The sequence below is a fragment of the Thermus tengchongensis genome, assembly GCF_021462405.1.
Classification (GTDB): Bacteria; Deinococcota; Deinococci; order Deinococcales; family Thermaceae; genus Thermus; species Thermus tengchongensis.
On the sequence record NZ_JAKEDU010000003.1, the window covers coordinates 136,886 to 154,057 of the forward strand.

At 68.1% G+C, this 17,172-nt stretch carries 21 protein-coding genes; 10 read left to right on the top strand and 11 right to left on the bottom strand.

The genetic code is table 11. From position 1 onward, the window contains the following. The first annotated feature begins 173 nt into the window (after positions 1–173). Positions 174–950, top strand: a complete 777-nt coding sequence (locus L1087_RS05275; RefSeq protein WP_135259267.1) for an SAM hydrolase/SAM-dependent halogenase family protein — start codon at positions 174–176, stop codon at positions 948–950. On the opposite strand, the gene surE is transcribed toward L1087_RS05275, so the two are convergent. From surE to L1087_RS05290, 3 genes are all read right to left on the bottom strand, one after another. Next, positions 947–1,696, bottom strand: a complete 750-nt coding sequence (gene surE / locus L1087_RS05280; protein WP_234557956.1) for a 5'/3'-nucleotidase SurE — start codon at positions 1,694–1,696, stop codon at positions 947–949. The genes L1087_RS05275 and surE overlap by 4 nt on opposite strands. A 55-nt stretch (positions 1,697–1,751) precedes the next feature. After that, a complete protein-coding gene (locus L1087_RS05285) occupies positions 1,752–1,958 on the bottom strand; it encodes a cold-shock protein (RefSeq protein WP_038041083.1) in 207 nt (68 codons plus the stop codon). Between the two features lie 119 nt (positions 1,959–2,077). Next, the gene (locus tag L1087_RS05290) at positions 2,078–2,545 is read right to left on the bottom strand and encodes an FKBP-type peptidyl-prolyl cis-trans isomerase (protein ID WP_038041082.1); all 468 of its coding nucleotides are present in this window, start codon (positions 2,543–2,545) and stop codon (positions 2,078–2,080) included. 129 nt (positions 2,546–2,674) lie between these two features. Here L1087_RS05290 and cysK point away from each other — a divergent pair, with 129 nt between their 5' ends. Further along, positions 2,675–3,589 (top strand): cysteine synthase A, encoded by a 915-nt coding sequence (cysK, locus tag L1087_RS05295; RefSeq protein WP_038041081.1) that lies wholly within the window; start codon positions 2,675–2,677, stop codon positions 3,587–3,589. Here the strand turns inward: cysK and L1087_RS05300 are convergent. The 5 genes from L1087_RS05300 to L1087_RS05320 are packed head-to-tail and all read right to left on the bottom strand — an operon-like array spanning position 3,586 to position 7,498. Beyond that, positions 3,586–4,224, bottom strand: a complete 639-nt coding sequence (locus L1087_RS05300) for an outer membrane lipoprotein carrier protein LolA (protein ID WP_038041080.1) — start codon at positions 4,222–4,224, stop codon at positions 3,586–3,588. The genes cysK and L1087_RS05300 overlap by 4 nt on opposite strands. Then, positions 4,221–4,973: a hypothetical protein gene (locus L1087_RS05305; protein WP_234557958.1), complete on the bottom strand. Its 753-nt coding sequence runs from the start codon at positions 4,971–4,973 to the stop codon at positions 4,221–4,223. The genes L1087_RS05300 and L1087_RS05305 overlap by 4 nt, the downstream gene beginning before the upstream one ends. Continuing rightward, entirely contained in the window at positions 4,970–6,091 is a 1,122-nt protein-coding gene (locus L1087_RS05310) for an ABC transporter permease (RefSeq protein ID WP_234557960.1), read from the bottom strand. The genes L1087_RS05305 and L1087_RS05310 overlap by 4 nt, the downstream gene beginning before the upstream one ends. Further along, positions 6,088–6,945: an ABC transporter ATP-binding protein gene (locus tag L1087_RS05315; RefSeq protein WP_234557961.1), complete on the bottom strand. Its 858-nt coding sequence runs from the start codon at positions 6,943–6,945 to the stop codon at positions 6,088–6,090. The genes L1087_RS05310 and L1087_RS05315 overlap by 4 nt, the downstream gene beginning before the upstream one ends. Beyond that, a complete protein-coding gene (locus L1087_RS05320) occupies positions 6,932–7,498 on the bottom strand; it encodes a TetR/AcrR family transcriptional regulator (RefSeq protein WP_234557962.1) in 567 nt (188 codons plus the stop codon). The genes L1087_RS05315 and L1087_RS05320 overlap by 14 nt, the downstream gene beginning before the upstream one ends. A 78-nt stretch (positions 7,499–7,576) precedes the next feature. Between L1087_RS05320 and L1087_RS05325 the strand changes: the two genes are divergently transcribed. From L1087_RS05325 to L1087_RS05360, 8 genes are all read left to right on the top strand, one after another. Continuing rightward, positions 7,577–8,239, top strand: a complete 663-nt coding sequence (locus L1087_RS05325) for a PspA/IM30 family protein (protein ID WP_135259260.1) — start codon at positions 7,577–7,579, stop codon at positions 8,237–8,239. Positions 8,240–8,388: 149 nt separating this feature from the next. Beyond that, positions 8,389–9,033, top strand: coding sequence for a hypothetical protein (locus L1087_RS05330; protein WP_038041074.1), 645 nt, complete (start codon positions 8,389–8,391; stop codon positions 9,031–9,033). A gap of 7 nt (positions 9,034–9,040) precedes the next feature. Beyond that, positions 9,041–10,888 carry a 1-deoxy-D-xylulose-5-phosphate synthase gene (gene dxs, locus L1087_RS05335; protein ID WP_234557963.1) on the top strand — a complete coding sequence of 616 codons (1,848 nt, stop codon included), beginning with the start codon at positions 9,041–9,043 and terminating at the stop codon, positions 10,886–10,888. After that, complete coding sequence (locus L1087_RS05340) at positions 10,875–11,489, top strand: MBL fold metallo-hydrolase (protein WP_234557964.1); 615 nt, start codon at positions 10,875–10,877, stop codon at positions 11,487–11,489. Before dxs ends, L1087_RS05340 begins: the two co-directional genes overlap by 14 nt. Then, positions 11,486–12,484 carry a hypothetical protein gene (locus L1087_RS05345; protein ID WP_038041071.1) on the top strand — a complete coding sequence of 333 codons (999 nt, stop codon included), beginning with the start codon at positions 11,486–11,488 and terminating at the stop codon, positions 12,482–12,484. Before L1087_RS05340 ends, L1087_RS05345 begins: the two co-directional genes overlap by 4 nt. Before the next feature lie 38 nt (positions 12,485–12,522). Beyond that, on the top strand, positions 12,523–13,593 hold the full coding sequence (locus L1087_RS05350; protein ID WP_038041070.1) for a TIGR04053 family radical SAM/SPASM domain-containing protein: 1,071 nt from the start codon (positions 12,523–12,525) through the stop codon (positions 13,591–13,593). A 28-nt stretch (positions 13,594–13,621) separates the two neighbouring features. Next, positions 13,622–14,050, top strand: coding sequence for a c-type cytochrome (locus L1087_RS05355; RefSeq protein ID WP_234557965.1), 429 nt, complete (start codon positions 13,622–13,624; stop codon positions 14,048–14,050). 81 nt (positions 14,051–14,131) lie between these two features. Then, a complete protein-coding gene (locus tag L1087_RS05360; protein WP_234557966.1) occupies positions 14,132–15,091 on the top strand; it encodes a hypothetical protein in 960 nt (319 codons plus the stop codon). Here L1087_RS05360 and L1087_RS05365 read toward each other — a convergent pair. From L1087_RS05365 to L1087_RS05375, 3 genes are all read right to left on the bottom strand, one after another. Then, positions 15,078–15,395 carry a NifB/NifX family molybdenum-iron cluster-binding protein gene (locus L1087_RS05365; RefSeq protein ID WP_038041067.1) on the bottom strand — a complete coding sequence of 106 codons (318 nt, stop codon included), beginning with the start codon at positions 15,393–15,395 and terminating at the stop codon, positions 15,078–15,080. The genes L1087_RS05360 and L1087_RS05365 overlap by 14 nt on opposite strands. Positions 15,396–15,469: 74 nt before the next feature. After that, on the bottom strand, positions 15,470–15,940 hold the full coding sequence (gene moaC, locus L1087_RS05370) for a cyclic pyranopterin monophosphate synthase MoaC (RefSeq protein WP_038048570.1): 471 nt from the start codon (positions 15,938–15,940) through the stop codon (positions 15,470–15,472). A gap of 21 nt (positions 15,941–15,961) precedes the next feature. Further along, positions 15,962–17,170, bottom strand: coding sequence for an MFS transporter (locus tag L1087_RS05375; RefSeq protein WP_234557967.1), 1,209 nt, complete (start codon positions 17,168–17,170; stop codon positions 15,962–15,964). Positions 17,171–17,172: the final 2 nt, after the last annotated feature.

Genomic DNA, 17,172 nt, shown 5'->3' on the forward strand with positions numbered 1-17,172 from the left:
GACTTTTACGACAGTCTCTAAAGCCAAAGCGGCTTGGTTGTCGCCTCTTTGGGGCCCCCGTCGTGGCGCAAGCCACGACGGGGTACTTAGGGCCCCCGGGGTAGCTTAGTCCACGAGGAGGTACATGGGGCCCTTCCCCGTCGGCTTCGCCGGGTTAGGGATACCTTGAGAAGATGCGTCCCGTCTTTTTCCTTTCCGATTTTGGCCTCGAGGACCCCTACGTGGGCGTGGTCAAGGCGGTGCTCTGGGAAAAAGCCCCCGGGGTACCCGTCCTGGACCTGGCCCACGCCCTACCCCCCCAGGACCTGCGCCGGGCTGCCTATGCCCTTTTCGAGGCCCTCCCCTACCTGCCGGAAGGGGCGGTGGTCCTGGCGGTGGTGGACCCCGGGGTGGGCACCAGGAGGCGGGCCATCGCCGCCATAGGAAGGCGCCTTTACGTGGGGCCTGATAACGGCCTCTTCACCCTGGCCTGGCTCCTGGACCCCCCTCAAAGGGCCTTTCTTCTGGAAAAGGTGCGCCCACCCGCACCCCAAGGCGTCCAGACCCTTGGGGGCTGGGCCCCGGGGGGCCACACCTTCCACGGCCGCGACCTCTTCGCTCCTGCCGCCGCCCACCTGGCCCTGGGGCTCCCCGCAGGGGAGCTGGGCCCGGAGGTGCCCGTGGGAAGCCTCCTTCGCCTTCCCCTCCGTCTGAGCCCGGGGCCGGAGGGGGAGGTGCTCACCTTTGACCGCTTTGGAAACGCCATCACCACCCTCCTCCAAGCCCCCCTAGGGGCCTGGGTGGAGGTAGGAGGTAGGCGGGTGCCGGTGCGGCGCACCTTCGGCGAGGTGGGGGAGGGGGAAGCGGTGGCCTACCTGGGAAGCGCCGGCCTTTTGGAGGTGGCCGTGAACCGGGGAAGCGCCAAGGAGGCCTTGGGCCTGAAGGAGGGGATGCCCGTCCGGCTCCTTTAGAGTTCCGCCACCCAGCGCCGGACCTCCACCAACAACTCCCCGGCGGTGAAGTCCAGGCTCACCGGGGTGATGGAGATGTAGCCCCGGCGCACCGCAAAGAGGTCCGTGCCCTCCTCCTCCTCGCCCACGGGGGTGCCGGCGATCCAGTAGTAGGGCCTCCCCTCGGGGTCCAGGCGCTCCACCACCTTGTCCTCCCAGTGATGGGTGGAGAGCCGGGTGACCATGACCCCCTTGGGCACCCCGGCCGGGAAGTTCACGTTGAGGAGCACCCCCTTGGGCAGGCCCTTCGCCATCACCAGCCGGGCAATCCTCACCGCCCACGCCGCCGCCTCGGCAAAGTTCAGCTCCTCCCCTGAGGTGTCCAGGCTAAAGGCGATGGAGGGTATGCCCAAGGAGGTGCCTTCCAGGGCCGCGGCCACCGTGCCCGAGTGGGTGAGATCCAGGCCCAGGTTCACCCCGATGTTGATGCCGGAAACCACCAGGTCGGGCCGGCCCAAAAGGTGTACGCCCAGCACCACGCAGTCCGCAGGGGTGCCGTCCACCCGGTAGGCCGGCACCTCGCCGAAGCCGGCGCTGGCGGTGTGTTTGAAGCGCAGGGGGCGGCGGACGGTAATGCCGTGGCCCACCGCGGACTGCTCCACGTCCGGGGCCACCACGTAAACCTCGCCCAAGGCCCGCATGGCCAGGCCCAGGGCCTTGATCCCGGGGGAGAAGATGCCGTCGTCGTTGGAAACCAGGATGCGCATGGTTTAAGCCTAAAGCAAAAAGGCCCCCGAAGGGGCCTCAGGGCGGAAAGATCCTTTAGAGGCGGCGGACCCTCTTGGCCTGGGGGCCCTTGCCCCCCCGGCCGGCCTCCACCTCGAACTCCACCCGTTCCCCCTCGTTCAGGGTGCGGAAGCCCTCGGCCTCGATGGCCGTGAAGTGCACGAACACATCCGGACCCTCTTCCTGCTGGATGAACCCGTAGCCTTTTTCCGCGTTGAACCACTTGACGGTACCCTTCTTCATGCTTCTCCTTCATCCCGAAAACCCACTTGGTTTTCCAGGGACCCTTCACTATCCCACGGGGGGAGGAAAAAGTCAAGCCCCAAGGCACGGAGCCTTGGGGCCGGGGAGTCCAGGAGGGTCTAGTGGTGGTGCCCGCCCTCGTGCACGTGGCCGTGGAGGATCTCCTCGGGGGTGGCCTCCCGCACCCGCACCACCTCCACCTCAAAGTCCAGGTCCTTGCCCGCCAGGGGGTGGTTGAAGTCGATGGTGACCTCCTCCCCCTGGACCTCCACCACGGTGAGGGGCATGGGGTTCCCCTCCATGTCCTGGGCGTAGAACTGGGCCCCCGGCACCACCTCCGCATCCTCGGGGAAGGCGGAAAGGGGCACCACCTGGACCCCCTCGGGGTCGTGGGGGCCGTAGGCCTTCTCCGCAGGCACGTGGGCCCGGAAGCTCTCGCCCTCCTGGCGGCCTTCCAGCTCCTCCTCGAGGCCCCGGATCAGGTTGCCGTGCCCGTGCAGGTAGGAAAGCTCCCCCTGGTCCAAGACCTCCCCCTCCACCTGGAGGGTGTAACGGATGGTCACTACCTTGTCCTGTTCCACCTTCATGGTCACCCTTTCGCAAGCCAGGCTTGCTCCCCTTAGCCTAGCAGACCCGCCCCTTGGAGGAAAGGGTGGAGGAGGCTTTCCCCGTATCCAAGCTCTTTCCCCTTCCCTTACAAGCCCTATAGTAGGGGTATGCGGGTGGAAACCATCATCGGCAAAACCCCGGTGGTGCGCCTTTTCAAGGTGGTGGAGCCCGACATGGCCGAAGTCTGGGTGAAGCTGGAGGGTCAGAACCCGGGGGGGTCCATCAAGGACCGGCCCGCCTGGTACATGATCCGGGATGCCGAGGAAAGAGGCCTCCTCCGCCCTGGCTCCGGCCAGGTCATCGTGGAGCCCACCAGCGGCAACACCGGGATCGGCCTGGCCATGATCGCCGCCAGCCGAGGCTACCGCCTCATCCTCACCATGCCCGCCCAGATGTCGGAGGAGAGGAAGCGGGTGCTGAAGGCCTTCGGCGCTGAGCTGGTCCTCACCGACCCGGCGAGGCGGATGCTAGCCGCCAGGGAGGAGGCTTTGCGCCTTAAGGAGGAGCTTGGGGCCTTCATGCCCGACCAGTTCGCCAACCCCGCCAACGTGCGGGCCCACTACGAGACCACCGGACCGGAACTCTTTGAAGCTTTAGAGGGGCGGATCGACGCCTTCGTCTACGGCTCGGGCACCGGGGGGACCATCACCGGGGTGGGCCGCTACCTAAAAGAGCGCCTACCCCAGGTGAAGGTCTACGCCGTGGAGCCGGCGCGCTCCAACGTCCTCTCCGGGGGCAAGATGGGCCAGCACCAGTTCCAGGGCATGGGACCCGGCTTCATCCCCGAGAACCTGGACCTCTCCCTTCTGGATGGGGTCATCCAGGTGTGGGAGGAGGACGCCTTTCCCCTAGCAAGGCGCCTCGCCCGGGAGGAGGGGCTTTTCCTGGGGATGAGCTCAGGGGGCATCATCTGGGCAGCCCTGCAGGTGGCCAAGGAGCTCGGCCCCGGCAAGCGGGTGGCCTGCATCAGCCCGGACGGGGGCTGGAAGTACCTCACCACGCCCCTTTACGCCGAACCCTAGCGCCGCACCACCTGGGCGTCCTTGGGGTAGCGCTTGAGGTCCTGGGCCCGCAAGGCGGCCCGCTTGAACTCCACCACCTTGAGGTCTGCCAGGACCTTCCCCGCCTCGTCGCGGAAGACGAAGCGCACGGGGCGGGGGTCGGACTTAAGGATGTAAAGCTCCAGGCTGGCGAAGCCCTGCCCCTCCTTGGCCTGGCCGAGGAGCTTCCAGGCTGTCCCCTCCGGCAGGCGCTCCTCCCCCACCACCCGGAGGGCCACCCGCTCGGAAAGCCCCTTGAGGTCCCCAAGGCCCTGGGGGCTGAAGCCCAGGCCCTGCACCTGGGCCTTCTCCTTAGGGCTGATGATGAGCTGGTTGGTGAGGTAGAGGTAGTTCCAGACCTCCTTCTCGGTGATGACGGTGAAGTTCCCCTCCAGGGAGCCCGGCTTTTGGAACTCTATGCGGAAGAGGTTTTCCTTGGGGAGGGCGAAGACCCGGGCCCTAAGCTCCTCCTGGCCCGAGGGGCCCTGCACCAGGCCCTGGACCACCGCCTGCCAGGGGTCCTGCAGGTTCTTCTCCACCCGGTCCAGGATCTCCGTCGCGGACTGGGTTAGGGCTAGGGCAAAGAGCAAAGGCAAAAGCGCCAGCATGCGTTTCATGGCCACCTCCAGACGTAGCGGACCCAGGCGTAGGGAAAGCCCTTGTAGCCCCCCTCGAGGCCCAGGTCCCCAAGCCACACCCCGAGGCTACCCGCAAAGGGATAAGAAAGGGTGAGGAAAAGGCTAGCCTCCCCTAAGTAAAGGCCCGCCTCGAGGCGGTTGAGCCCCCCTAGGCGCAAGGCCAGGTCCAGGACCTCCATCCCCTCCCCCACCTCCCCCTTCCATCCCAAAACCAGGTAGGGGAGGCGGGAAAGCCCTGCCCCCAAGGTGTACGTGGCCCCTTCCCGAAGGGCGTAGGTGGCCTCGGCCCGGGCCACCTCCCCCCGCTCCAGGAGGAGGCCCACCACCTCCTTGGGCAGGAGGCGGTAGCGGAGGGCCACCCGCCCGAAAAGCCCCGCCTCGGGGAAAAGGGGAAGGGCCTCCTGGGGGCGGTAGCCGAGCCGCCCTTCCAAGGCGATGGGCCCTGCCCCGCCCTCGGCGAAGAGGGCGCCTCCAAGCCCCCCCTCCCCCACCTCCCCCTGCACCCCGTAGGCCAGGTAGCCCAAGGGCCCCAAGGAAAGGCTTCCCATCAGGCCCAAGGCCCCCCGCCCCGGACCGAGGCGGAGGTAGGCCTCCCCCGCCTCCAGGGCGAGGGCGGCCTCGAGGGTGGGCGCCAAAGCCCCAGGCACCCCGTACACCCCCGCCTCCAGCCGCCCCTGGGCCAAGGCCGAAGAAAGCCCCAAGAAAAGCCAGAAAAGCGCCCGCCTCATACCGCCACCTGCCTCTGGAAGCGCGCGGAGGCCAGAAAGAGCACCAGCCCCGAGAAGAGGGCCAGGGCCAAAAGGTGGGGCCAGAGCACCCCAAGCCCCACCCCTTTCAGCATGACCCCCCGCAGGACCTCAATCAGGTAGCGGGCGGGCACCAGGTAGGAGAGGAGCTGGAAGAGGCGGGGCATGCCGTCGATGGGGAAGACGAAGCCGGAAAGGAAGATGGTGGGAAAAGCGTAGGCGTAGGTGCCGAAGACCGCCTGCACCTGGGTGCGGGCCAGGGTGGAGATGAGGACCCCCGCGGCCAAGGAGCCCAGCACGAAGAGGAACATGGCCAAGAGGAGCAGGGCCAGGCTTCCCCGCACGGGCACCCCGAAGACCCAGTGCCCCAGGGCCAGCACCAGCAGGGCCACCCCAAAGGCGATGAAGAGGTAAGGCAAAACCTTCCCCAGCACCATCTCGTGGGGGCGCAGGGGGGAGGCCAGCAGGCTTTCCATCATGCGGCTTTCCGCCTCCCGCACGATGGAAAGGGCGGTGAGGAGCACGGTGAACATGGTGAGGACCAGGCCGATGATGCCGGGGATCATGAACCAGGCGGTCTTGTTCTCCGGGTTGTAGAGGGTGTGGAGGCTGGGGCTCAAGGGGGGCAGGACGCTCTCCCCCGCCAGGGCCCGGCCCAAGAGGATGCGGGCGTTCACCTCCTGGATGGCCTTCCGGAGGGCGGCCTGGGCCTGGAAGGCGAAGTTGGGGTCGGTGCCATCCACATAGACCTCCAGGCTCAGGCTCTCCCCCCGGCGCACCCTCTCCAGAGCACCCGCGGGCACCACCAGGCCCACCCGGGCCTGGCCCCGGTCCACGGCGCGCACCACCTCCTCGGGGGTTTTGGCCTGGAGGGCCAGGCGGAAGAGGTCTTCCCGGGTGAGCTCCTGCAGGAGGGTCTGGCTCACGCGGTCCTGGGAGGCATCGTGGACCGCCAGGGGGATGCCCTTCAGGGTGAAGTTGATGGCATAACCGAAAAGGAGGAGCATGAGGCTGGGCAGAAGCACGATGAGCCGGGGCAGGACGTGGTCCCGGTGGATCTGCAGGAACTCCTTTTCCGCCAAGGCCAGGATGCGGTTCATAGGGCCTCCTTGCTGAGGAGGGCGAAGACGTCCTCCAGGCTGGGCTCCACCTCCTGGAACCCCTCCAGGGTCACCTCTTTCCGGACGATGAGCCGCACCCCCTCTCCGCTTGGCCAGGCCTCGAGGACCCCCGGCCTCCCCCGCACCGCCTCCAACGAGGCCCTGGGGGCGAAGAGGAAGCGGGCCCGCTCCTTGGCCATGGCCTTCAGCTCCTGGGGGGTGCCCACCGCCAGGACCCGCCCGGCGAAGAGGAGGGCCAGGCGGTGGCAACGCTCCGCCTCGTCCATGTAGTGGGTGGTGACCAAAACCGCCGCCCCCCCGGCCGCCTCCTGGTGGATGAGCTCCCAGATGCTCCGGCGGGAAAGGGGATCCAGGCCCGTGGTGGGCTCGTCCAGGAAGAGGACCTCGGGACGGTGGACCACCGCTTGGGCCAGGGCCAGGCGCTGCCGCCACCCCCCGGAGAGGTGGCCGGCCAAGCTCCGGGCGTAGGGCCAAAGGCCAAAGCGCTTTAAGGCCTCCTGGGCCAAAGCCCGGGCCTCCTTGGGCCGGTAAAGGCGGGCGCGGAAGAGGAGGTTTTCCTCCACCGTAAGATCCCGGTAGACGCTTTGCTCCTGGGTGGCGTAGCCGATCTTGGCCTTCACCCGGTGGGGCTCCTTCGCCACCTCCAGCCCCGCCACCCAGGCCCTCCCCCCATCGGGCCTGAGAACCCCGGTGAGGACCCGCACCAGGGTGGTCTTCCCCGCCCCGTTGGGCCCGAGGAGCCCGAAAACCTCCCCTGGGCGCACCTGAAGGCTCACCCCGTCCAAGGCCTTCACCCCCCCGAAGCTCTGCGTGATGGCTTCAGCCTCCACCATACCTTCCCTCCAGGTATCCCCGCACGTAGGCCTCCTTGTCCAGGGCCAAGCGCACCCCCAAGGCCTCCCCCAGGAGGAAGCGGGCCATGAGGGGGCCCAAAAAGGCCAGGGCCAGCTCCTCCGGGGGCTCCCCCCGCCAGAGCGCCCCCGCCTCCTGCTTAGCGCGGAAGAAGCCCACCACCCCCTCCATGGCCGCCAAAAGCCCCTGGGCCTTCAGCTCCGGGTGGCGCAGGAGCTCGGCGAGGAGCTTAGGCAGGAGAGCCCGGCGGCCCTCCACGAGGTCCAGGTAGGCCTCCAAAAGCGCCCTCAAGCCCGCCTCCAGAGGGGCCTCCGCCCCCGGTAAGCGCTCCAGAAGCCCATGGGGAACGAAGGCGGAAAGGGCCCGTTGCAGGAGGGCCTCCTTGCTCCCGAAGCGGCGGAAGAGGGTCACCTCGCTCACCCCCGCCCGCCGGGCGATCTCCTTGGTGGTGGCCCCCCGGTACCCCCGCTCCGCCAGGAGTTCCAAGGCCGCCTGGAGAAGCCGGGCCTCCACGGGGTCTGTAAGTGAGCGCATACTTACAAGGGGAGCCTACCCCCCTCCCCTCACCCCGTCAAGGGCCGGGTGTGGCATACTCTTCTTTGGAGGACAGCCATGAACCTACTGGACCGCATCAGCCGCCTCATCCGGGCGAACCTGAACGACCTGTTGCGCCGGGCGGAGGACCCGGAAAAGATCATGGAGCAAGCGCTTTTGGACATGAAGGAAGCCCTTAGGGAAGCCCGGGAGCAGGTGGCGGCCGCCATGGCCGAGGGCAAGCGCCTGGAACGGGAGGTGGAAAGCCACCTGAAGGAGGCCGCCCTTTGGGAGGAGAAGGCCAAGGAAGCCCTGCAGGCGGGCCGGGAGGACCTGGCCAAGGAAGCCCTCAAGCGCAGGAAGCGGGCTTTGGACCTGGCCGAGGGCTTCCGGCAGCAGGCGGAGGAACAAAAGGCCCTCATCGACCGGCTCATGACCCAGCTCAAGGCCCTCGAGGCCAAGATCGACGAGGCTGAGGCCCGCAAGAAGCTCCTCCTGGCCCGCAAGAAGGGGGTGGAGGCCGCCGAGGCCGTGCGCCGCATGGAGTCGCGGCTGGACCAGCATCCCGCCCTCGAGGCCTTCGAGGAGATGGAGGCCCGCATCCTGGCCATGGAGGACCGGCACGAGGCCCTGAAGGAGCTGGACGGCCGGGACCTGGAAAAGGAGCTCGCCGCCCTCTCCGCGGAAAAGGAGCTGGAGGAGGAACTCGCCCGCCTGAAACGGGAGCTTGGCCAGTCCTGAAGCCCCCATGTCCCTCCCCTTGTGGCCCAGGCCAGCGGGGCTGGACGGAGCAAGCCCAGCCCGAGGGCTTGAGAGGGGCCAAAGGCGCTCCGCCACCTTGGGGAAAGTGTTGGCCAGCCCACGGGCAAAGGGGGAGTAAACTCCGTACCATGAGGCGATACCTTATGGCCCTTGCCCTCCTTCTGGCCGCCTGTGCCCCTCAGGCCACCCAAGCCCCTGAGGCCCGGCCCCTCCTCAAGGAAACCGCCTTCTACCCCGCCACCACGGGTCTGGAGTGGGTTTATGTGCCCGAGGGGGAGGCCCTTTCCTCCCCGCCCTACCGGGTGCGGGTGGAGGGCCCGGCCCTTTACGAAGCGCAGGAAGCGGTGCGCTTCCGCAGCTTCGGCCGGGGGGAGGACCGGGTCTACTACCGGCAGATGGGGGCCTTTGGCGTGCGGCTTTTGGGCTTCCAGGATCCCTCCGCCCGGGTGGTCTTCACCCCCCCCATCCTGGAGTACCCCCCGGAGGCCCTTCTGGTGCCTGGGCACCGCTGGGGCGGGACGGTGGAGGGGCGGGTGGAGCTCCTCACCCCGGGGGGACGGGAACCCTTGCTGTCGGGCCGCCTGACCTACGCGATGGAGGTCTTGGAGGAGCGAGAGGTGCGGGTGCCCGCAGGGGTCTTCCGGGTCTTCCGCATCCGCCAGACCTACCAGGACCAGGCGGGGCAGACCGCCTACGAGGTCTGGTTCGCCCCCCGGGTGGGGGAGGTGCGCACCCGGGAAGGGCGCCTCTTGGTGGAACGCAACTTCCGGTGAGGTGCGTATGGTGCTGGAAAAAGTGAATAGCCCCGAGGACCTGAAGCGCCTGAGCCTGGAGGAGCTCCTCCAGCTGGCGGAGGAGATCCGCAGCGAGATCATCCGGGTGACGGCGCAAAACGGCGGCCACCTGGCGAGCTCCCTGGGGGCGGTGGAGCTCATCCTGGCCCTCCATCGGGTTTTCGATTCCCCCAAGGACCGCATTCTCTTCGACGTGGGCCACCAGGCTTACGCCCACAAGCTGGTCACCGGGCGCAAGGACCGCTTCCACACCCTAAGGCAGGAAGGGGGGCTTTCCGGCTTCACCAAGGTTTCCGAGTCGGAGCACGACGCCATCACCGCCGGGCACGCCAGCACCTCCTTGGCCCACGCCTTGGGCATGGTCCTCGCCCGGGACCTGAAGGGGGAGGACTACCACGTGGTGGCGGTCATAGGGGATGGCGCCCTCACCGGGGGAATGGCCCTGGCCGCCCTCAACAAGATCGGGGAGCTGGGCAAAAAGATGCTCATCATCCTCAACGACAACGAGATGAGCATCTCGGAGAACGTGGGGGCCCTCAACAAGTACTTCAAGGAGCTGCAAATCAGGAAATGGGTCCAGGACGCCGAGAAGCTGGGCCGGCAGATCCTGGAGCACATCTCCCCCAGGCTCTTCGGCCTGGTGGACCGGGCCAAGGAGGCGGCCAAGCTCATCCTCCACCAGGAGAATCCTTTCTACGCCTGGGGCATCCGCTACGTGGGCCCCGTGGACGGGCACGACCTCAAGGGGCTCATCCACATCCTGGAGCACCTCAAGGAGCTGGACGGCCCCACCCTGCTCCACGTGGTCACCAAGAAGGGAAAGGGCTACAAGGTGGCCGAGGCCGACCCCATCTACTGGCACGGCCCCCCCGGCTTCAACCCGGAGAAGCCGGAGAAGGTTTCCAAGGGGTACTCCTGGAGCCAGGCCTTTGGGGATGCGGTGACGGAGTTGGCCTATCTGGAACCCCGCCTCTTCGTCCTCACCCCAGCCATGCGGGAGGGCTCGGGGCTGGTGCGCTACTCCCTGGAGCACCCGGAGCGCTACCTGGACGTGGGCATCTGCGAGGACGTGGCGGTGACCACGGCGGCAGGGATGGCCCTAAGAGGCCTTAAGCCCATCGTGGCCATCTACTCCACCTTCCTGCAACGGGCCTACGACCAGGTGATCCACGACGTGGCCATCGAGAACCTGCCCGTGGTCTTCGCCATCGACCGGGCCGGGGTGGTGGGGGCGGACGGCGCCACCCACCACGGGGTCTTTGACATCGCCTACCTGCGCACCATCCCCAACCTGCAGATCGCCGCCCCCAAGGACGCCTTGGAGCTTAGGGCCATGCTCAAGAAGGCCCTGGAGGTGGGAGGGCCCGTGGCCATCCGCTACCCCCGGGACAACGTGGAACGGGCCCCGGAGGGCGCCTGGCCCGAGATCGAGTGGGGCCGCTGGGAGGTCCTGAAGGAGGGCACCGAGGCCTACATCCTGGCCTTCGGAAAGACCTTGAAGTACGCCCTCGAGGCCGCCGCGGACGACCCCCGGGTGGGCGTGGTGAACGCCCGCTTCCTCAAGCCCCTGGACAAGGAGACCCTCCGGGCCCTCGCCCGCTACAAGCTCCTCACCGTGGAGGACCACCAGCGGATGGGGGGCTTCGGGAGCGCGGTCCTGGAAGCGCTGAACGAAATGGGCCTGAAGCCGGAGGTGCGGATCCTGGCCCTCCCCGACCGCTTCTTTGAGCACGGGACCATCCCTAGCCTCCACCGCCAAGCGGGGATCGACGCGGAGGGCATCCGGAAGGCCCTCCAGGAGATGGGCGTCCATCCCGCCTATGAGCGGGCCTGAGGTCCTGCGCTTCGCCGCCAACCTCTACCGGGTGCCGACGGAAGAGGGGTACTTCCTGGTGGACGCGGGCCTTGCCTGGGAGGCCAAACGGCTTCTCCCCCTCCTGGAACCCCCGCCCAGGCTCCTTTTCCTCACCCACCACCACACCGACCACGCAGGCGGGGCCAAAGCGCTTTGGGAAAGGTTCCGCCTCCCCATCCTGGCCCACCCCAAGGAATGGCCCTACCTCACCAAGGCCAAGCCCCGCCCGCCCCTACCTCTCCCCCTCCTGGGTTCCCTCCTCGCCAACCTGGCCCCGCCCCTTCCCCAGGAGGCCTTAAGGCCCGTAGAGGAAGGGGAGGCCGTCTTCGGGTGGCGGGTGGTGGCGCTTCCTGGCCACACCCTGGGCCAGGTGGGGCTCCTCCGGGAAGGGGTCCTGATCGCCGGGGACGCCCTCAGGGGCCGGGGGCTTCCCCCCCGCTTCATCAACGAGGACCACGCCTTGGCCCAGAAGACGGTGCGCAAAATCCTGGACCTGGGGGTAGAAAGGGTCTACATCGGCCACGGCGGGCCCCTCACCCGGGCCGAGGTGGAGGCTTTGGCCCGTAGACTGGGGGTATGAAACAACTCCTCGCCCTTTTCTCCCTGGGCCTCCTCGCCCTGGCCCAGGAGGTGGTGGTCTACCCCGGCTTCGCCGAGGTGAAGGAGCCCGTGGTCCTGCCCCCCGGCGCCTGGGTCTACCTGGCGGGGGAAAAGCTTTCCCGCATGGCCCCAGGCTCCCTCAGGCTCCTCGGTGTGGAGGAGGTGGAGCGCATCTACCAGGGCTCGGCGGTCCTCTTCCGCTACCAAGGGGAAGGCCCTGCCACCTTGCGCTACCTTTACACCGGCCTTACAGGGGAAATCTTTTACACCCTGGAGGAGGGGACGCTCACCCTGTGGGCTAGGCTCCGGCTGGAGGGGGAGCCCCTCGAGGCCAAGCGCCTCACCCTGCTGGCGGGGGAAGCCCCCCTCCTCGAGGCTCCATCCGCCCCCAAGGCCGCCCTGCGGGCCTTCGCCGAAGGGGGCCCCATCCCGGAAAGCCCCTTCGGCCTCTTCCGCTACGAGCTTCCCCCCAGAAAGCTCCTCCCGGGCACCACGGAGGTGCCCTTCCTCAAGGGGGAAGTGCAACCGGAGCGCCTTCTGCGCTACCAGGGCCCCTTCCGCACCGAGAAGCTTCTCCCCCTGGAACGGGGCTACCGCTTCAGGGCCCCCTTTCCCCTGGCCCCGGGGAACCTGGAGGCGGTGGAAGGAGGCCTCTTCCTGGGCCAGGCCTTCCTCCCCGCCACCCCTAAGGGAGAGGCCGCTGAGGTCTGGCTTGGCAAGGACCTGGAAGCCCGCCTCTTCCGGAGCGTGAGCCTCCTCTCCCGCACGGAGAAGGAGGCCACCTACCGGGTGGAAACCCGTCTGGAAAACCCCTACCCCTACCCCGTCACCCTCCTCCTTTCGGAAACCTTCCCCGAGCCCTTCCGCCTGGACTTCCCCACCGCTACCCTCCTCCCCCAGGGCTACCGCCTGGAACTCGCCTTGAAACCCAAAGAGGCCCGCACCCTCACCTACCGCCTCACCCTGCCCCGCTAGGGACATCTGCCCCCATCCCTAGGCCCCATCCTGGAGGCATGAAGCCCGACCTTCACCGCTTCCCCCTCCTGGTGGCCTGGGAGATGACCCGGGCCTGCCTGCTCGCCTGCCAGCACTGCCGGGCCTCGGCGGTGCCCGACCCCCTGCCCGGAGAGCTTTCCACCGAAGAAGGACTGGCCCTTCTCCGGGAGCTCGCCACCTACACCCCCAAGCCCATCCTGCTCCCCACCGGGGGCGACCCCCTGGCCCGGCCGGACCTCTTCCTCCTACTGGAGGAGGCCAAACGCCTGGGCCTTAAGGTGGGGATCACCCCCGCCGTCACCCCCAGGCTCACCCGGGAGGTGGTGGCCCGCTTCAAGGAGCTTGGCGTGCACCAGATGGCCATCTCCTTGGACGGGGCCACCCCCGAGGCCCACGACGGCTTCCGCGGGGTGCCGGGCACCTTCGCCCTGGCCCTACAGGCCCTGGACTGGGCCCGGGAGGTGGGCCTCATGACCCAGGTGAACACCACCGTCACCCGGAGCACCGCCAAGGAACTGCCGGGAATCGCCGAGATCCTGGCGGAGAAGGGCGTGGCCACCTGGGAGGTCTTCTTCCTGGTGCCCGTGGGCCGGGGAGCCCTTTTGGAGCAGCTTTCCCCGGAAGAATACGAGGAGGTGATGCACCTTCTTTACGATCTTTCCCGCCGCTACCCCTTCAAGGTGCGCACCACGGAAGGCCCCATGTTCCGCCGGGTGGCCCTGGAGCGCCGCAAGAAGGAGGGAGGGGAAGATGGGGCCCTAGTGGGGGAAGGGCGGGGGGTACACCTCTCCGACGGCTTCGGCTTCGTCTTCGTATCCTCCACAGGGGAGGTTTACCCCTCGGGCTTCCTGCCCCTTTCCGCAGGCAACGTGCGCGAGCGGCCCCTTTTGGAGATCTACCGAAACAGCCCCCTTTTCCTCGAGCTCCGCAACAAGGCCCTTCTAAAGGGCAAGTGCGGGGTCTGCGAGTACCGGGAGCTCTGCGGGGGCAGCCGGGCCCGGGCCTGGGCGGAAACCGGGGATCCCTTGGCCGCCGATCCCCGTTGCGCCTACATCCCCAAAGCCTGGGGACAAATGCCCCTGGCCTAGGGGGAGCAGGGTTCTCCATAATGGAGCCATGAAGCGCCTCTTGCCCACCTTGCTCTTCCTGGGCCTTCTGGCCCTTGGGCAAAGCCCAGGGGCCAAGCTCTACTCCGCCAACTGCCAAAGCTGCCACCAAGCTACCGGCCAGGGGCTTCCCGGAGCCTTCCCGCCCCTCACCCACCTGGACAAGGTGGTCCAGGCCAAGGGGGGCCGGGAGTACCTGATCCGGGTGGTGCTCTACGGCCTGCAGGGCAGCCTCACCGTGGAGGGCAAGACCTACAACGGGGTCATGCCCCCCTTCCGCCAGCTCAAGGACCAGGAGGTGGCCGACCTCCTGAACCACATCCTCACCACCTTCGCCAAGTCCAAGGCCAAGCCCATAAGCGCCGAGGAGGTGAAGGCCCTGCGGGCCAAGGCCATGTCCCCGCAGGATGTGCTCAAGTCTCGTCCCCCGGTCAAGTAGACCGGTGTACTCCCTCCCCCCGGGGCCTTTAGGCCCCGGGCACCTTTTCCTTAACCCCTGGCGGGAGATAATGGTCTTGCCGTGGAGCCTGGGTTCCACCTTCTTTACGCAAGGCGCCTGGCCTGGCGCCACCGGCTCCTCTTGGCCCTTCCCTTGGCGCTTCTGGGCTTTCTCCACCCCTTCTTCGCCCTGGCCTCCCTCCTACCCTTTCTGCTGCCCGCCCGGCTTTGGGAAGGGCGGGCGCTACAGGAGATCGCCCGGACCAGCCTGGCCTACCCCACCGCCTTGGCCTATGGGGAAGAGCGCCTCTGGCAAGAAGCGAGGCGGGCGCCCATGAAGCTCCCCCCTTTCCCCTCAGGCCTCCTCCTTGCCTACCTCCTTGCCCTCCTCTTGGCCCTGGCCCTCGCCGCCTGGCGGTCTTCCGCAGGACCAGGGAGTCCCTGGACCCTGCCAGGGAGCGAAAGGCTCCTGGGGCCCGAGAGGGCCCCCAGCCCCTCAGGGGGTGCGGAAGGCCAGGAGAAACCAGGGGAACCCCCCCAGGGGCCCGCCGAGGCGCCGTCCCCTAGGCCGGGAGAAGCGCCTTCCGCGGGGCAACCCGCCCCCCAAGGAACCCAGGAAAACCCAGGGCCAGGAACCCCTTCCCCGAACGCCCCGGGCAACCCGAGCCCAGGAGGAGGGACCTACCCCTCCCCCCCAGGCCGAGCCGAGGGTTCCCCAGGCCAGGCTGAGGGCCTAAGGCCGGGCCGAGAAACCTCCCCCTCCCAGGAGGGCCCGGGGGAAACAGCACCCAAAGGTCCCGGAACCTCCGGACCCGGTCCCCAGGTGGCAGGGCCCACCCTTCCCCCTCCGCTAGAGCCAAAGGGCAAGGGCGAGGGGCTCCTGCAACCCGGGGTGGAGGTGGGGGCTGCTCCCCTGCCCTCTCCCTGGGGCCAAGGCCAACCCCCGGAGGCGGTGCGCCGGGGGGTGGAGGTCTACCTGGAGCGCACCCCTCTCTCCCCGGAAGCCCGGGAGCTCCTCCAGAGGTACTTCAGCGCCCCCTGACCCGCTCCAGGGCTTCGGCCACGCTCACCGGGCCCACCTCGAGGCGCTCCGCCATGGGAAAGGCCCCCATGGAGCCTCCGTGGCCGAAGCGGGCCCCCACCCGCAGGTCCACATCCTTGAGGAGCTCCCGCATGCGCTCGTGCTTGTCGCCTCCTTCCATGGCCGCATAAGGGTTCTCCCGCACCTCCACCAGGCGGAAGCCCTCCCCCTCCACCTCATAGATGGCGAAGCGGGGGGCGTGGCCGAAGGGGCCGGGGTAGACCTTTCCCTCGTCGTTCTTGGACAGGGCCACGGCGATCCTCATGGCCCCAGGATACACCCCCCGGGTACGTGCTGGTGAGGCCCAAGCCACCCTGTCTTATGCGAGGACAAGCAGGCTCAGGAGGCCCGCCACTCCCCGCTTTTCCCTCCTGCCTTGTGGAGGAGGCGCACCCCGGAGATGACCAGCCCCTTGGAGGCGGCCTTCAGCATGTCGTACACGGTGAGGGCGGCCACGGCGCAGGCGGTGAGGGCCTCCATCTCCACCCCGGTCTCTGCCTTGGTCTTGGCGGTGGCCTCGATGCGCACCCGCCTTTCCTCCCGCAAAAGCTCCAGCCGCACCTCCACGCCGGTAAGGGGCAGGGGGTGGCACAAGGGGATGAGGTCCGCGGTCCTTTTGGCGGCCATGATGCCCGCGAGCTGGGCCACCATCAGGGGATCCCCCTTCCCCACCCCGCCCTGTTCCAGGGCAGCCAGGGCCTCCTCGGTGAGCTCCACGAAGGCTTCCGCGGTGGCGGTACGCAAGGTGGCGGGCTTTTCCGTCACGTCCACCATGTGGGGCCTGCCGTCCTTGAAGTGGGTGAGGTCCATGGCTCAAGTGTAATCCGCCCCTCAGCGGGCCCGGCGGATGGGGGCCACCAAAAAGGCCCCCAGGAGGAAAAAGGCCCCCGCCAGGAGGAAAAGAACCGTATAGCCCAGACCCTCCCCCTGGGCGTTCAGGAGGTCCAAGGGCCGACCGAAGGCCCCCGCCAGCACCTGGGGCACCACGATGGAGGTCTGCCACAGCCCCATGTCCGTGGCGTGGGCCTCGGGGTCCCGGAGGACGTCGGACACCAAAGCCCAGTCCACCGCCAGGTACACCCCGTAGAAAAGCCCAAAGAAGAGGGCCAGGAAGAGGAGGAGGTCGTACCGGGGGAAGAGGAGGATAAAGGGCATGAGGAGGCCCAGCCCCGCCCCAGAAAGGTAGATGAGGGGCTTGCGCCCCACCTTGTCCGAAGCCCTTCCCGCGGGCACGCTGGCCAAGGCCGCCCCCAGGGAGATGAGGAGGCCCAAAAGGGCCACCGCCTGGAAGGGCTCTTCGGCCAGGGACCGCCCCAAGGCTTGGAAGGCACCCACCACGTCCGCCAGGTAGTACTGAAGGTAGGTCTGGGCCAGGTAGAAGCCCAACATCACCAGGAAGCGGGTGAGGTAGACCAGGAGGAAATCCCGATCCCCCCAGGGCCGGGCCAAGGCCTGGGCCAGGGGCCGGGGGTTGGCCTTGAGGGGGCCTTCAGGGATGACCCGAAGGCTCAAGGCTGCCCCCACAAGGTTCACCAGGGCGGCCAGGTAAGCCTGGGAGGCCAGGGGCAGGAGGAAGCCCACCACCCCCCCCAGCACCTGCCCGGAAACCTGCAAGACCCCCATGTACCCCGAGGCGGTGCCCCTTTCCTTTCGGGGCACCAGGTCGGGGATCAGGGCGGAGTAGGGCCCCGTGGCCAGGTCGTCCGCCACCTGCAGGAGGAGGTAGGCCAGGAGGAGAAGGCCGTAGGTGGGCGCGTGGACCAGGAGGAGGAGGGCCAAGGCGGTGAGGAGGCTTCCGAAGAGGAGAAAGGGCCGGCGCTGGCCCAGGCGGTCGGAGAGGTAGCCCATGAGGGGCGGACCCAGGATGGCCATCACCGCCCCCAGGCCGAAGAGAAAGCCCAACCGGGTGGCCTTCTCCTCCGGAGGGGAAACCTCCGCCACCTTGGCGGGCAGGATCACCAGGAGGACCAAAAACCACTTGAGGCTGGTGGCGAACCAGTAGGCGGAAAGGGAAAGAAACCAGCCAGGCCTGTGGTGCATGG

Bases quoted from the DNA above. Each gene is read 5' to 3' on its own strand.
- L1087_RS05275 (WP_135259267.1), top strand. From the start codon at position 174: ATGCGTCCCGTCTTTTTCCTTTCCGATTTTGGCCTCGAGGACCCCTAC.
- surE (WP_234557956.1), bottom strand. From the start codon at position 1,696: ATGCGCATCCTGGTTTCCAACGACGACGGCATCTTCTCCCCCGGGATC.
- L1087_RS05285 (WP_038041083.1), bottom strand. From the start codon at position 1,958: ATGAAGAAGGGTACCGTCAAGTGGTTCAACGCGGAAAAAGGCTACGGG.
- L1087_RS05290 (WP_038041082.1), bottom strand. From the start codon at position 2,545: ATGAAGGTGGAACAGGACAAGGTAGTGACCATCCGTTACACCCTCCAG.
- cysK (WP_038041081.1), top strand. From the start codon at position 2,675: ATGCGGGTGGAAACCATCATCGGCAAAACCCCGGTGGTGCGCCTTTTC.
- L1087_RS05300 (WP_038041080.1), bottom strand. From the start codon at position 4,224: ATGAAACGCATGCTGGCGCTTTTGCCTTTGCTCTTTGCCCTAGCCCTA.
- L1087_RS05305 (WP_234557958.1), bottom strand. From the start codon at position 4,973: ATGAGGCGGGCGCTTTTCTGGCTTTTCTTGGGGCTTTCTTCGGCCTTG.
- L1087_RS05310 (WP_234557960.1), bottom strand. From the start codon at position 6,091: ATGAACCGCATCCTGGCCTTGGCGGAAAAGGAGTTCCTGCAGATCCAC.
- L1087_RS05315 (WP_234557961.1), bottom strand. From the start codon at position 6,945: ATGGTGGAGGCTGAAGCCATCACGCAGAGCTTCGGGGGGGTGAAGGCC.
- L1087_RS05320 (WP_234557962.1), bottom strand. From the start codon at position 7,498: ATGCGCTCACTTACAGACCCCGTGGAGGCCCGGCTTCTCCAGGCGGCC.
- L1087_RS05325 (WP_135259260.1), top strand. From the start codon at position 7,577: ATGAACCTACTGGACCGCATCAGCCGCCTCATCCGGGCGAACCTGAAC.
- L1087_RS05330 (WP_038041074.1), top strand. From the start codon at position 8,389: ATGAGGCGATACCTTATGGCCCTTGCCCTCCTTCTGGCCGCCTGTGCC.
- dxs (WP_234557963.1), top strand. From the start codon at position 9,041: ATGGTGCTGGAAAAAGTGAATAGCCCCGAGGACCTGAAGCGCCTGAGC.
- L1087_RS05340 (WP_234557964.1), top strand. From the start codon at position 10,875: ATGAGCGGGCCTGAGGTCCTGCGCTTCGCCGCCAACCTCTACCGGGTG.
- L1087_RS05345 (WP_038041071.1), top strand. From the start codon at position 11,486: ATGAAACAACTCCTCGCCCTTTTCTCCCTGGGCCTCCTCGCCCTGGCC.
- L1087_RS05350 (WP_038041070.1), top strand. From the start codon at position 12,523: ATGAAGCCCGACCTTCACCGCTTCCCCCTCCTGGTGGCCTGGGAGATG.
- L1087_RS05355 (WP_234557965.1), top strand. From the start codon at position 13,622: ATGAAGCGCCTCTTGCCCACCTTGCTCTTCCTGGGCCTTCTGGCCCTT.
- L1087_RS05365 (WP_038041067.1), bottom strand. From the start codon at position 15,395: ATGAGGATCGCCGTGGCCCTGTCCAAGAACGACGAGGGAAAGGTCTAC.
- moaC (WP_038048570.1), bottom strand. From the start codon at position 15,940: ATGGACCTCACCCACTTCAAGGACGGCAGGCCCCACATGGTGGACGTG.
- L1087_RS05375 (WP_234557967.1), bottom strand. From the start codon at position 17,170: ATGCACCACAGGCCTGGCTGGTTTCTTTCCCTTTCCGCCTACTGGTTC.